Below are 11998 nucleotides of genomic sequence, written 5' to 3' on the forward strand. Positions count from 1 at the left end.
CTGCATGCGGAAACCGTGGATCGTGGGGGTGCTGCTGACCGGAGTGCTGCTGCTCGGCGCTTGCACGGACCCCTCGTCCGGGCCGGAAACGGCGCCACCCTCCCCCGACGTGCCCGGCACCTCGGCCGCCGCGACACACCAGCGGGCCCCCGCCTCCGCGAGCGCCCCCGCCGCCACCGCGCCCCGGGTGCTGTATCTCGGCGACTCGCTCGCGATGGAGGCGCAGAAGGTGGTCGGGCAGGAACTGCGCCGGGACCTGCGGGCGACGTACACGAGCGCGCCGTACTCGGGAACCACGCTGTGCGACTACCTGGAGGGCACCGGGGAGCGCTCGCTGGTGCCGGACCGCGACAAGGCGGCCGCGCTGGTCCGCTCGCTGCACCCGGACTTCGTGGTGCTGCAGTTCTGGGGCAACGCCTGGGGTTACACGTGGTGCATGGACGGGATCAGCCACGCTGCTTCCCCGGCTAAGTACTTCAGCAGGTACAAGGCCGACCTGAGGAGGCTCACCGAGCAGATCGCCGCGGCGGGCGGTGAGCGCCGCCCGCGGATCGTGTGGGTGCTGCAGGGGCCGGATCCGATCACCCCGGACCGAGTCCGGCGCGTGAACGAGCTCTACGAGGAGCAGGCCGCCGCTTCCGGCGACCTGGCCGCCGACGGGGGCGCCGAGGTGAGCGCCGCCGGGGCCCGCTACAACTGGGTCCAGTACCTGCCGTGCACCGACTACGAGCACGAGCATCCCGCCTACTGCACCCAGCCGGACCGCGACCGGACGGCCCTCCACCTCGACAAGGACTACCTGCACTTCTGTCTGGCGCCCACGACGTCCACGCCGAAGCCCTGCCCGGTCCGCTCCCCCGGCATCCTGCGCGTCGCGCGGGAGATCACCCGGGTGATCGGCGAAGGAGCTCGGTCTCGATGAGCCGGTTCAGGTGCCGGCGGGCGTCCTGAGTGCTCAACGGGGGTGCCTGGCGCAGGCGTTGGAGAGCGAGGCCGTCGGCGAGGGCGGCAAAACGGACCGTGAAGCCGTCGAGGTCCTCGCCGGCGAACTCCCCGTCGTCTACGCCCCGTTCGGCCAGCGCGCGGATCTGCCGGTGCCACGCCTCGTAGCGCTGGGCCTGCCCACGGGCGAAGGCCTCGTCGGTGGCCTGGTCACCCACGTTCCAGTAGTCGAACCACATGCGCCAGTGCCGGTCGGTGTCCTCGGTGAACAGCGCGTCCACCAGCATCCTGAGCGCCTCGGCCCCATTGGTCGCCCGCTCGGCGGTCTCGCTCAGCGCCGCGTAGTACCGCTCGATGTGCAGCACCATCGCCTCGGAGAGGATCTCCTGCACGCTGCCGAAGTGGTAGGTGACGGTGCCGACGGAGACACCGGCCGCGGCGGCCACGTCCCGCACGCCGACGGAGGCGTATCCGCGTTCGGCGATGAGCGGCACGGCCGCCTCGACGATGAGGCGGCGGCGCACCTCGGTGGGCTGGCGGGTGCGGTCGGCGGCGGGGACGGCACGGCGGGGGCCTTTCGCGGGCTGCTGGGGCTTCGCGGCCTTCATCCGGAAGTCCTCGGGGTGGTGCGGTGCCATGCGCGCTTGGCCACTGTCTCTCCGTTCGCCCGTGCCTCGATGCGACTGTCCATGATGAAGTCCGCGGCGGTCGCCCGCAGCTCCGTCCGCGCCATGATCTCAGCGTCCCACCCGTCCCCGTCTCCCCCGCGCTGCAGCCGGATGTGCCACTCGGAGACCGCCTGCGCGGACAGCGGGTCGTCGCTGCGGATGCGGTACGTCTCCCGTGCGCTCTCCGCGTAGCGCAGACCGTCCGGATACGTCCGCGATCCCCCGTAGTTGGGGTCGACCTCCAGCGTCCACTCCCCCTTCGCCACGTCGTGCGTGACGAGCCGCTCGGGAGCCGGGTCCGTGGGCCGGTCGTAGGTCACGGCGAGCGGCGGGGCCTGCTCCGGCTCCTCGAAGCGGATCGGCGGCTCGGCGGCGTCTTCAACGGTCTCCCGCACGGGCAGGAGTACGGCGCTGTCGGACGGCACGACGCGCAGCTCACCGCGTTCGCCGTGCGGCCACACCCACGGCCAGTACGTGTCGGAGACGGCGACGCGGATGCGGTGGCCGGGCGGGACGGCGTACCCGATGGCGTTGAGCTCGAACTCGACGTCCTCGTACGTCCCCGGCGTCCACTCGACGGCCCGGTCGCGCCCGTGCCGGCTCAACAGGTTCAGCACACCGCGTGTGACGAGCGTGGACGAGCCGTCCGGAGCGACGTCGCAGACACGGGCGATCACATGGGCGCGGGGCGCTGTGCTGTCGAGACGGAGCCGGACTCGGGGGCGGCCGAGGATCTCGACGCGCCCGGTCAACGGCTCGGAGTCGAAGCAGACGGAGCGTCCGTCCTCCTCGCGCTGGTCGGGAGGCAGGTCGCTCGCGTTGCCGAAGGGGAAGAAGCGGCCGGCGTCGAGGCCGGTGTGCTGCGGTGAACGTACGACGACCGGGGTGGACCCTGTTCCCAGCGGCCGCTCGTACCAACTGACCTTCGTCGAGGGCCAGTTCGTGTCGGCCACCCAACGGCCGGGCAGCACGTCGTACGAAGTGGCCGGCGGGACCGGGTCGGTGATCCAGGCGCGCAGGAGTGGCTCCCCCATGACTCCCGTGTCGATGCCCTTGAGGTGCTGGTCCCACCAGCGCAGGGTCTCCTGGAGGAAGCCGATCGCGGGACCCGGCGGGAGTCCGCGGTCGGGGTACTGGTGGGACCAGGGGCCGACGAGTCCCCGTACGCGGTCCGCGGGCAGGTGCTCCACCAGCCGCAGCACGGTGTCCCGGTACGGGTCGTTCCAGCCGCCGACCGCGAGGACCGCCGCGTCGATCGCGGTGTAGTCCTCGCAGACGCTCCCGTGCTTCCAGTAGTCGTCGCGCTGCTGGTGGGCCAGCCAGGTGTGCAGGAAGGGTTCCAGCGCGTCGAGGCGTTCGCGCCACATGGGCAGCCAGCGGTCCTGGCCGACGTTCGCCGGGTCCGGCGGGCGGGCGGCGAAGGCGAGCATGGTGCCGGCCCAGGCGAGCATGTCGATGCCGAGGACGGCTCCGCCCGTGTAGTGGACGTCGTTGTCGTAGCGGTCGTCGGTCGAGCAGACGGTGACGATCGCCTTCAGCGGTTCGGGGGCGAGGGCGGCGATCTGGAGGGAGTTGAAGCCACCCCAGGAGATGCCGAACATGCCGACCTTGCCCGTGCACCAGGACCGTGCGGCCAGCCAGTTGACGACGTCGACGCCGTCCGCGAGTTCCTGTGCGTCGTATTCGTCGCCGGGGGTTCCCTCGCTGTCGCCGTGGCCGCGGATGTCGACGCGGACGGAGGCGTAGCCGTGACCGGCGTACCAGGGGTGGCGCTGGGCGTCGCGGGGAGCGGTCCAGTCGCTCTTGCGGTACGGGAGGTATTCGAGCAGCGCGGGCACCGGGTCGCTCTCGGCGTCGGCCGGGCGCCAGACGCGGGCGTGCAGCCGGGTGCTTCCGTCCCGGGTGGGGATCCAGACGTCCTCGCGGACGACCCGGCGCTCGAACTGCTCGCGGTACTTCACGAAACTCCTTCCGCCACAGGGGCGTTGAGGGGACGCCAGCGTCGGACGCGATGACTGTCGCCCTGGTCGGTCCAGAGGTCGTCCTCGTCCGCCGCATCGACCCAGTCGAGGGTGTCGTCGACATAGGGCTGTGCGTCGGGGTCGGGTTCGAGGGCCGCCGCCATCAGCTGCCGGGTGTACGGGTGCCCGGGCGCGGCGAACACGGCCTCGGTCGGGCCCTCCTCGACGACGACGCCGTGGCGCAGGACGACGACGCGGTCCGCGATGCCTCGTACGACGGCGAGGTCGTGGCTGATGAACAGGCAGGCCAGGTCGCGTTCGCGGCGCAGGTCGTCGAGGAGGCGCAGGACGTCGGCCTGCACGGAGACGTCCAGCGCGGTGGTGATCTCGTCGGCGATCAGGACGTCCGGCTCGCCCGCGAGGGCCCGGGCGATGCCGATGCGCTGCCGCTGGCCGCCGGACAGCTGCGCGGGCAGGCGGTCGGCGAGGGCCGGGTCGAGGCGTACGTCGGCGATGAGCCGGCGGGCGCGCTCGGCTGCCTCGGTACGGTCGGCCGCGGTGCCGAAGAACCGCAGGGGGCGCCGGACGGCGTCGCCCACCGAGCGGCGGGGGTTCAGCGAGGTGTCCGCGTTCTGGAAGACCGGCTGCACCCGGCGCCGCAGGGACAGCGGCCGCCTGTGCGCGGGCCCGGCCAGGTCGCCCGCCTCGTGGGTCAGCGTGCCGCCGGACGGTGGGCGCAGGCCCGCCAGGGTCCAGGCGAGGGTGGACTTGCCGCTGCCCGACTCGCCGACGAGGGCGAGGACTTCACCGCGCCGGACGTCGAAGGAGACGCCGTGCACGGTGCGCGACTTGCCGTAGTCGATGGTGACGTCCTGGGCACGGACGGCCACGGGGGCGTCGTCGGGCACGTCGGCCCTGGGCCTGACCTCCCGCTCCCCCGTCTCGCCGACGAGAGCGAGCCCGGTGTCGTCGAGGCGCGGCACGCTCGCCAACAGGCGTCTGGTGTACGGGTCTTGGGGGCGGGCGAACAGCTGCCGCGTGGGCGCCGCCTCGACCACCCGGCCCGACCGCAGGACCGTCACCTCGTCGGCCATGTGGGCGACGACCCCGAGGTCATGGCTCACCAGGACGGCTGCGAGGCCGAGTTCGTCGCGCAGGGCGGCGATCAGGTCGAGGACGCTGCGCTGGGTGACCACGTCGAGGCCGGTCGTCGGCTCGTCGAGGACCAGCACGTCGGGGCGGGCCGCGATGGCCATGGCGATGGCGACGCGCTGCTGCTGGCCGCCGGACAGCTCGTGCGGGTAGCGGCGGGCCAGCTCGGCAGGGCGCGGCAGCCGGACCTGTTCGAGCAGCTCGACGACGGGCACGGTACCGCCCGCCTCCGCGATCTGCCGTCCGATCCGCATGGACGGCGTGAGCGCGTGGCCGGCGTTCTGGCCGACCATCGCGACCGTATTGCCGCGCAGCCGCCTCAACTCCCGTGCGGGAAGGGCGAAGACGTCGGAGCCGGCCACCTGGACCGAGCCGCCGGTGATCCGGGAGCCGTGCCGCAGATGCCCGAGGAGCGTCGCGGCGATGGTCGACTTGCCACTGCCGGACTCGCCGACGAGCGCGAGCGTCCGCCCCTTGGCGACCTCCAGCGACACCTCGTGCACGACGGACACGTCCTGGCCGCCGGAACGGTAGGCCACGGACAGGGAATTGACGGAAACGATCGAGGCCATCAGGAGCCCTCCCTGAGCCGGTCCACGCCCCACGCCTTGGACAGGCCGTCGGCCGCGAGGTTGAGCCCGACCACGAGCGTGGCCAGAGCGATGATGGGCGCGAGGCTCGCCATCGGGACGACGGTGATGGCGGTGCGGTTCTCGGCGACCATCAACCCCCAGTCCGGGGTCGGCGGGTCGGCGCCGAAGCCGAGGAAGGACAGCGAGGAGATCAGCAGCACCACCCAGGAGGCGCGCATCGCGAACTCGACACACACGACGTCCGTGATGTTCGGCAGGATCTCCCGGCGCAGGATCGCCCAGGTGCCCTCCCCGCGGGCGCGGGCCGCGGTCACATAGTCGGCGGGGACGACGGCTAGGGCGGCGCCGCGCACGACACGGACGACCTGAGGCACGTAGACGACGGCGATCGCGAGCACGATGACCAGCGGGCCGGTGCCGAGCGCCGTGACGACGACAAGCAGAGTGAGGATCGCGGGTACGGACAGCACCGCGTCCAGCACTCTCCCCAACACGTCGTCGAACCAGCCGCCGCGCAGCGCGGCCGCGCACCCGAGCACCGTGCCGAGCCCGACGGTCAGCACGGTGGCGGTGACCGAGACGCCGAGCGCGTACCGGCCGCCGTACAGCACCCGGGCGAGGACATCGCGGCCGTACTGGTCGGTGCCCGCCCAGTGCGACCAGCTCGGGCCGAGGAGTGCGTGCGAGGCGTCGTTGGCGATGGGGTCGTAGGAGGTGAGCAGCGGGGCCAGCAGCGCGATGACGACGTGGACGGCGACGATCGCGAGACCGACGAGGGCGGTGCGCGAGGAGCGCAGGGTGCGCCAGGCACGGGCGGCGCGTCCCGGTGCCACCACCGTCAGCGGTGGGGTGTCGAGGGTGGTCATCGGGTCCTCCCGCGGGTGCGGAGCCGGGGGTTGAGTGCCATGGCGCCGAGGTCGGCGGCGAGGTTGCAGGCGACGTAGACGACCGCGCTGATCAGGGCGATGGCCTGGATGACGGGCAGGTCCCGGTTCTGTACCGAGGAGAGCATCAGCTTGCCGATGCCGGGGTAGTTGAAGACGTTCTCGACGACGGCGACTCCGCCCGCGAGCCAGGCGACGTTGAGCGCGATCACGTGCAGGGTGGGCAGGAGTGCGCTCGGCAGGGCGTGCCGGGTGACGACCCGCCAGGTCGACAGGCCCTTGAGGCGGGCGGTGGTGACGTACTCGCTCGCCATCACGTCGATGACCGAGGTGCGGGCCATGCGGACGATGTAGGCGGCCATCACGATGGCGAGTGCGAGGGCCGGGAGCCAGACGGCGGGCAGGAGCTGTCCGACGCTCGCCTCCGGGCCGTACAGGACGACCGCGGGGAACCACGGCAGCGCCACCGAGAAGCACAGCACCAGCACGGTCGCGACGACGAACTCGGGGATGCTCATGCCGACGAGGCCGGCGGTCGAGATGACGTGGTCGGGCCAGCGGTCGCGGTAGAGGCCGGCGATAACGCCGAGGACGATCGATCCGGTGACCGCGAAGAGGACGGTGATCAGGGCGATGAGCGCGGAGTTGCCGAGGTACATGGCGACTTCGCCACCGACGGGCTTGGCGGAGACCAGCGAGGTGCCGAAGTCGCCGTGCAGTGCGCCCCTGATCCAGTCGACGTAGCGCTCCCAGGCGGGCTGGTCGAGTCCGAGTTGCCCCCGCAGAGCGGAGACCGCGTCCGGGGTGGCGTCCTTGCCGAGGACCTGGGTGGCGACGTCGCCGGGCAGGGCCTGCACGGCGAGGAAGACCAGGACGGAGGAGAGGAGGAGGGTGCCGAGGCCGGCCGCGGTGCGGCGGGCTATGAAGGAGAACATGCTCAGGCCCCCTTCAGGCCGATGCCGAGGTAGTCGAACTCGAAGCCGTGCTCGGCGTATCCGCGGACCTTGCGCGAGATCCCGACGAGCCGGTCGGCGAACATCGGGGTCATCGCCCCGCCCTTCTCGATCACCATGGTCTGCGCCTCGCCGTACAGATCGCGGCGCCGGGTGTCGTCGGTCTCCGCGCGGGCGCGGTCGAGGAGCGCGTCGAAGTCCTTGTCGGACCAGGCCGTTTCGTTGTACGAGGAGCCGCTGCGGAAGATCTCGGTGAAGAGCTGGTCGACAGGTCTGCCGGTGAACCAGTAGGTCGCCATCAGCGGCTTCTTCATCCAGATCTGTGTGTAGTACGAGTCCGCGGAGGCGGTCTTGACTCGGATGCGGATCCCGGCCCGCTTGGCGGAGTCCTGGTAGGCGAGGGCCATGGGCGTGAACAGCGGGTCGTAGGAGGAGGTGTAGAGGTCGACGGCGAGTCCCTCGTGGCCGGCCTTCTTCAGCAGGTACCGCGCCTGTTCCGGGTCGTGCTTGGGGTGGGCGGAGATGTATGCCGGGTCGCTCGGCGGCACCGGGTTGTCCCAGCCGGCGGTGCCCGCGCCCTGGAGTGCGACCTGCACGACGTGCTCGGGGTCGTAGGCGAGCTTCATCGCCTGCCGTACGCGGACGTCGGTGAAGGGCTTCTCGGTGGTGAGCATCGGGAGCACGTACCACTGGGCGTTCTTCACGCGCGCGATGGTGGCCCGGTCGGAGGCGGCGACCACCCGGGCGGTCGCGAAGTCGAGGTTGGTCTGGGAGAGCAGGTCGACCTGGCCCGCGAGCAGGGCGTTGGAGCGCGCGGACATGTCGGCGACCGAGTAGAAGGCGATGGCGTCGAGGACCGGGCGGCCCGCCCAGTGGTCCGGGTACGCGGTGACCCGGCCGGGGCCGGCCGGTGCGAACGACTCGAGCTTGAAGGGGCCGGTGCCGATGCCGGTGCGGCCGATCGACTTGGCGCTCCCGTCCGGGACGACGTAGCAGTTGTAGTGCGTCAGCAGGCTCGGGAACTCCGCGTTGGGGGTCTTCAGCGGGACGACGAGGGTGTGGGCGTCGGGGGTGCGCAGCTTCTGCGGGTCGATGAGCGGGGTGAGCACGGCCGCCTGCGGCGAGGCCGTCGCCTTGTCGAGGATGTGGCGGAGCGTGTAGGCCGCGTCGGCGGAGGTGAAGGGGCGGCCGTCGTGGAAGGTGACGCCCTTGCGGAGCCGGAAGGTCCAGGTGCGCGCCTTGCCGTCGGACTCCCAGGACTCGGCGAGGTCGGGGGCGAGATCGCCGTTCGCGGCGACGCGGACGAGCCGGTTGTAGAGCGCTCCCAGGTACTCGTACGCGGACAGGGCGCTCGCCGGGTCCAGGGTCTCGGCGTCGGAGGCGGGCGGCCGGGCGATGCGCAGGGTCCCGCCGCGGTCGGGGGTGCCCTGCCCGGCGGCGGCCGGCAGGACGGGGGTGGCCGCGGCCCCCGTACAGCCGGACAGCAGCGCGGCCGCCGAGGCCGCGCCCGCGGCGAGTACCGACCGCCGTCCCGGATGGTGGAAGTCGGACATGTACCGACCGCCCCTCTCGCTATTCGTTCAGCGGAACGATTGAGTGAAGTGCGTGAACGATAACGAGCGGGCGGTCGGTCGCCAACCCTTTGGGGGCGGAAATTAACCTCGGGAAACCGAGTGGTTACGCGGGCCATGGCGAAGCGGCCGCCACCCTCGAGGGGGGCGGCCGCTTCGCCCTGGCCCGCGGATGCGGGGGTGTCACTCGCCCGCGTAGGCCTTGTCCAAGGCATCACCTGCCAGGACACGCCGTACTTGTCCTTGAGCCAGCCGCACGGGCCGGGCTCGCCGCCGCCCTCGGTGAGCTTGGACCAGTAGTAGTCGATCTCCTCCTGGTTCTCGCAGAAGATCATGAAGGAGACCGCCTCGGTGAACTTGAACTCAGGGCCGCCGTTGAGCGCGAGGAACTTGTGGCCGTTGGCCGTGAACTCGACGGTCAGCACGCTGCCGGCGGGCTGGGGCGCTCCCTCGGGGTAACGCGCGAGCTTGCCGATGCTGGAGTTCTTGAAGACCGAGACGTAGTAGTGGGCGGCCTCCTCCGCCTGGCCGTCGAACCAGAGACACGTGGTGAAACCGTCGGTTGCCATGAGTACCTCCTGGGCGTGCGGAACGCTGTCACCTGTATCGACCGATCCTCGCCCCGGAACTCATCGGTCGCGTGGCCGGTTAATCCAGGTGGCCGCTACACGGTTCGGAACTAGCATCGCGAGCATGACGTCTTCGCCCGCGGCCAGTGACATCCAGCCCTTCCGCATCGACATACCGCAGAGCGACCTGGACGACCTGCACGACCGCCTCGACCGGACCCGGTGGCCGGACGAGCTGCCGGGGGTGGGGTGGGCGTACGGCGTTCCGTCGGGCTACCTGCGTGACCTGGTGCGGTACTGGCGCCACGAGTACGACTGGCGGGCGGCCGAGGCGCGGCTCAACGAATGGGCGCATTTCACGACCGAGATCGACGGCGCGCACGTGCACTTCGCGCACATCCGCTCCCCCGAGCCCGACGCCACCCCGCTGATCATCACGCACGGCTGGCCGGGCTCGATCGTCGAGTTCCTCGACATCGTGGGGCCGTTGACGGACCCTGCCGCGCACGGCGGTGACCCAGCCGACGCCTTCCACGTCGTGCTGCCCAGCATTCCCGGCTTCGGGTTCTCCGGGCCGACCCGGGAGACCGGCTGGGAGGCGCGCCGGATCGCCGACGCGTGGGTCGAGCTGATGACCCGCCTCGGCTACGACCGGTTCGGCGCCCAGGGCGGCGACTGGGGCGCCGGGATCTCCCGCGAGCTGGGCCGTGTCCACCCCGACCGGGTCATCGGCATCCACCTCAATCTGCTGCCCGGCGCGCAGGCGGCCACCGAGCCGACCCCCGAGGAGCTGGAGGCACTGAGCCCGGAGGAGCGGGAGCGGACGCTCACCTCGTGGCGCCGGTGGGCCCAGTGGTTCGGGGACGGGACGGGCTATTTCCATGTGCAGTCCACTCGCCCGCAGACCCTGTCGTACGCGCTCACGGACTCGCCGGTCGGCCAACTCGCCTGGATCGTCGAGAAGTTCCAGGAGTGGACGGACTCCGAGGAACTGCCCGAGGAGGCCGTCGACCGGGACCTGATGCTGACGAACGTGATGCTGTACTGGCTGACGGGCACGGCGGGTTCGTCCGCCCGCGTCTACTACGAGCGCGCCCACGCCAAGGGCGATCGGATCGCGGCACCGCACGAGCCCTCGACCGCCCCGACCGCGGTGGCCTCCTTCCCCGGCGACCCCCAGATCCCCCTCCGCCACAAGGCGGAGCGGACGGAGAACATCGTGCGCTGGACGGAGCTCGACCGGGGCGGGCACTTCGCGGCGATGGAGGAGCCGGACCTGCTGGTGGGCGATGTGCAGGCGTTCTTCCGGCAATTGCGCGAGAAGGGCGTCGGCTGACGCGGTAGCGGCCCGCTCTGCCCTCGGCGAATCTGCCGCGGGCAGAGAAAGCACTGAGGGGCGTCGTCCGAGGTCAAGAGTGGAGTCAACGGCATCCCCGCCACCACGAGGAGAACCGATGACTCCACTCACCACGCTCGCTCCCCGGGCCGAGGAGGGCGACACCCCGCCCACCCGCTTCGACGACCACCTGGCCGCCCAGCTGCTCGCCCAGCGCATCGTCCTGCTCGGCACCCAGGTCGACGAGGTCTCCGCGAACCGGATCTGCACCCAACTGCTGATCCTGTCCGCGGAGGACCCGCGCACCGACATCAGCCTGTACATCAACAGTCCGGGCGGCTCGGTCCACGCGGGCCTCGCCATCTACGACACGATGCGGCTGATCCCGAACGACGTCTCGACGCTCGCGATGGGATTCGCAGCCAGCATGGGGCAGTTCCTGCTCTGCGGCGGCACGCCCGGCAAGCGGTACGCCCTGCCGAACGCGCGGATCATGATGCACCAGGGGTCGGCGGGCGTCGGCGGCACCACCGCCGACATCGAGATCCAGGCGGAGAACCTGGAGCACACCAAGGTGACCATGGAGCGGCTCATCGCCGAGAACACCGGCCATAGCCCGGAGGCCATCGCCCGGGACGGTGACCGCGACCGCTGGTTCACGGCCGAGGAGGCCAGGGAGTACGGCATGGTGGACCGGGTCCTGGAGTCGCTCGCCGACGTCCGCCCGGCCGTCTCGAAGCGACGGATGGGACTGTGACATGGCGAACTACACGATTCCTTACGTCGTCGAGCGGACCGCGAACGGCGAGCGGTCCTCCGACGTGTTCAGCCGGCTGCTGTCGGAGCGGATCATCTTCCTCGGCACCGAGATCGACGACGGGGTGGCCAACGTCGTGATCGCCCAGCTCCTGCACCTGGAGTCGTCGGCGCCGGAGAACGAGATCGCGATCTACATCAACTCGCCCGGCGGCTCGTTCACCTCACTCATGGCGATCTACGACACCATGACCTACGTGCAGGCGCCGATCTCCACGTTCTGTGTGGGACAGGCGGCCTCCACGGCGGCCGTGCTGCTGGCCGGAGGCGATCCGGGGCGGCGGTTCGTGCTGGAGCACGCGCGTGTGCTGCTCGGCCAGCCGGCCAGCGGCGGCAGCCGGGGCATGATCTCCGATCTCGCCCTCCACGCCAAGGAGATGGTGCGGATCCGCTCCCAGGTCGAGGAGGTGCTGTCCCGACACACGCACCAGGACATCACGACGCTGCGCGCGGACATGGACCGGGACAAGGTGTTCACCGCGCAGGAAGCCGTGACGTACGGGCTCGCCGACGAGGTGGTGAGCCGGCGCCTCGTCGGAGTCTGAGGCGCCGG

At 71.3% G+C, this 11998-nt stretch carries 10 protein-coding genes and 1 pseudogene; 4 read left to right on the forward strand and 7 right to left on the reverse strand.

The window, feature by feature from the left end; genetic code table 11:
- The first annotated feature begins 4 nt into the window (after positions 1-4).
- Complete coding sequence (locus IG08_RS0137715) at positions 5-922, forward strand: hypothetical protein (protein ID WP_030613682.1); 918 nt, start codon at positions 5-7, stop codon at positions 920-922.
- Here IG08_RS0137715 and IG08_RS0137720 read toward each other — a convergent pair.
- The 7 genes and pseudogenes from IG08_RS0137720 to IG08_RS57725 form a co-directional block, all read right to left on the reverse strand.
- Positions 885-1580 (reverse strand): TetR/AcrR family transcriptional regulator, encoded by a 696-nt coding sequence (locus IG08_RS0137720; protein ID WP_030613684.1) that lies wholly within the window; start codon positions 1578-1580, stop codon positions 885-887. The two genes, IG08_RS0137715 and IG08_RS0137720, sit on opposite strands and share 38 nt — an antisense overlap.
- Complete coding sequence (locus IG08_RS0137725) at positions 1547-3571, reverse strand: CocE/NonD family hydrolase (RefSeq protein ID WP_030613686.1); 2025 nt, start codon at positions 3569-3571, stop codon at positions 1547-1549. Before IG08_RS0137725 ends, IG08_RS0137720 begins: the two co-directional genes overlap by 34 nt.
- Positions 3568-5295, reverse strand: a complete 1728-nt coding sequence (locus tag IG08_RS0137730) for a dipeptide ABC transporter ATP-binding protein (RefSeq protein WP_030613688.1) — start codon at positions 5293-5295, stop codon at positions 3568-3570. The genes IG08_RS0137725 and IG08_RS0137730 overlap by 4 nt, the downstream gene beginning before the upstream one ends.
- Positions 5295-6182, reverse strand: coding sequence for an ABC transporter permease (locus IG08_RS0137735; RefSeq protein ID WP_030613690.1), 888 nt, complete (start codon positions 6180-6182; stop codon positions 5295-5297). The genes IG08_RS0137730 and IG08_RS0137735 overlap by 1 nt, the downstream gene beginning before the upstream one ends.
- Positions 6179-7135, reverse strand: coding sequence for an ABC transporter permease (locus IG08_RS0137740; protein WP_030613692.1), 957 nt, complete (start codon positions 7133-7135; stop codon positions 6179-6181). The genes IG08_RS0137735 and IG08_RS0137740 overlap by 4 nt, the downstream gene beginning before the upstream one ends.
- A gap of 2 nt (positions 7136-7137) precedes the next feature.
- Positions 7138-8706, reverse strand: a complete 1569-nt coding sequence (locus IG08_RS0137745; protein ID WP_030613694.1) for an ABC transporter substrate-binding protein — start codon at positions 8704-8706, stop codon at positions 7138-7140.
- A 227-nt stretch (positions 8707-8933) separates the two neighbouring features.
- Positions 8934-9293 (reverse strand): annotated as a pseudogene (locus IG08_RS57725) (VOC family protein); the annotation flags it as partial.
- A gap of 124 nt (positions 9294-9417) precedes the next feature.
- On the opposite strand from IG08_RS57725, the gene IG08_RS0137750 reads away from it, so the two are divergent.
- The 3 genes from IG08_RS0137750 to IG08_RS0137760 all read left to right on the forward strand — a co-directional run bounded on the left by IG08_RS0137750 (position 9418) and on the right by IG08_RS0137760 (position 11990).
- Entirely contained in the window at positions 9418-10629 is a 1212-nt protein-coding gene (locus IG08_RS0137750; protein ID WP_030613696.1) for an epoxide hydrolase family protein, read from the forward strand.
- A gap of 118 nt (positions 10630-10747) precedes the next feature.
- On the forward strand, positions 10748-11386 hold the full coding sequence (locus tag IG08_RS0137755) for an ATP-dependent Clp protease proteolytic subunit (RefSeq protein WP_030613699.1): 639 nt from the start codon (positions 10748-10750) through the stop codon (positions 11384-11386).
- 1 nt (position 11387) lies between these two features.
- Positions 11388-11990: a ClpP family protease gene (locus IG08_RS0137760; protein ID WP_030613702.1), complete on the forward strand. Its 603-nt coding sequence runs from the start codon at positions 11388-11390 to the stop codon at positions 11988-11990.
- Positions 11991-11998 lie beyond the last annotated feature (8 nt).

This window comes from Streptomyces fulvoviolaceus (assembly GCF_000718165.1).
Taxonomy (GTDB): domain Bacteria; phylum Actinomycetota; class Actinomycetes; order Streptomycetales; family Streptomycetaceae; genus Streptomyces; species Streptomyces fulvoviolaceus.

What these genes read in the sequence shown, in the direction of transcription:
- IG08_RS0137735 (WP_030613690.1), bottom strand. Translation starts at nt 6,182, where the DNA reads ATGACCACCCTCGACACCCCACCGCTGACGGTGGTGGCACCGGGACGC.
- IG08_RS0137745 (WP_030613694.1), bottom strand. Translation starts at nt 8,706, where the DNA reads ATGTCCGACTTCCACCATCCGGGACGGCGGTCGGTACTCGCCGCGGGC.
- IG08_RS0137730 (WP_030613688.1), bottom strand. Translation starts at nt 5,295, where the DNA reads ATGGCCTCGATCGTTTCCGTCAATTCCCTGTCCGTGGCCTACCGTTCC.
- IG08_RS0137715 (WP_030613682.1), top strand. Translation starts at nt 5, where the DNA reads ATGCGGAAACCGTGGATCGTGGGGGTGCTGCTGACCGGAGTGCTGCTG.
- IG08_RS0137755 (WP_030613699.1), top strand. Translation starts at nt 10,748, where the DNA reads ATGACTCCACTCACCACGCTCGCTCCCCGGGCCGAGGAGGGCGACACC.
- IG08_RS0137760 (WP_030613702.1), top strand. Translation starts at nt 11,388, where the DNA reads ATGGCGAACTACACGATTCCTTACGTCGTCGAGCGGACCGCGAACGGC.
- IG08_RS0137720 (WP_030613684.1), bottom strand. Translation starts at nt 1,580, where the DNA reads ATGGCACCGCACCACCCCGAGGACTTCCGGATGAAGGCCGCGAAGCCC.
- IG08_RS0137750 (WP_030613696.1), top strand. Translation starts at nt 9,418, where the DNA reads ATGACGTCTTCGCCCGCGGCCAGTGACATCCAGCCCTTCCGCATCGAC.
- IG08_RS0137740 (WP_030613692.1), bottom strand. Translation starts at nt 7,135, where the DNA reads ATGTTCTCCTTCATAGCCCGCCGCACCGCGGCCGGCCTCGGCACCCTC.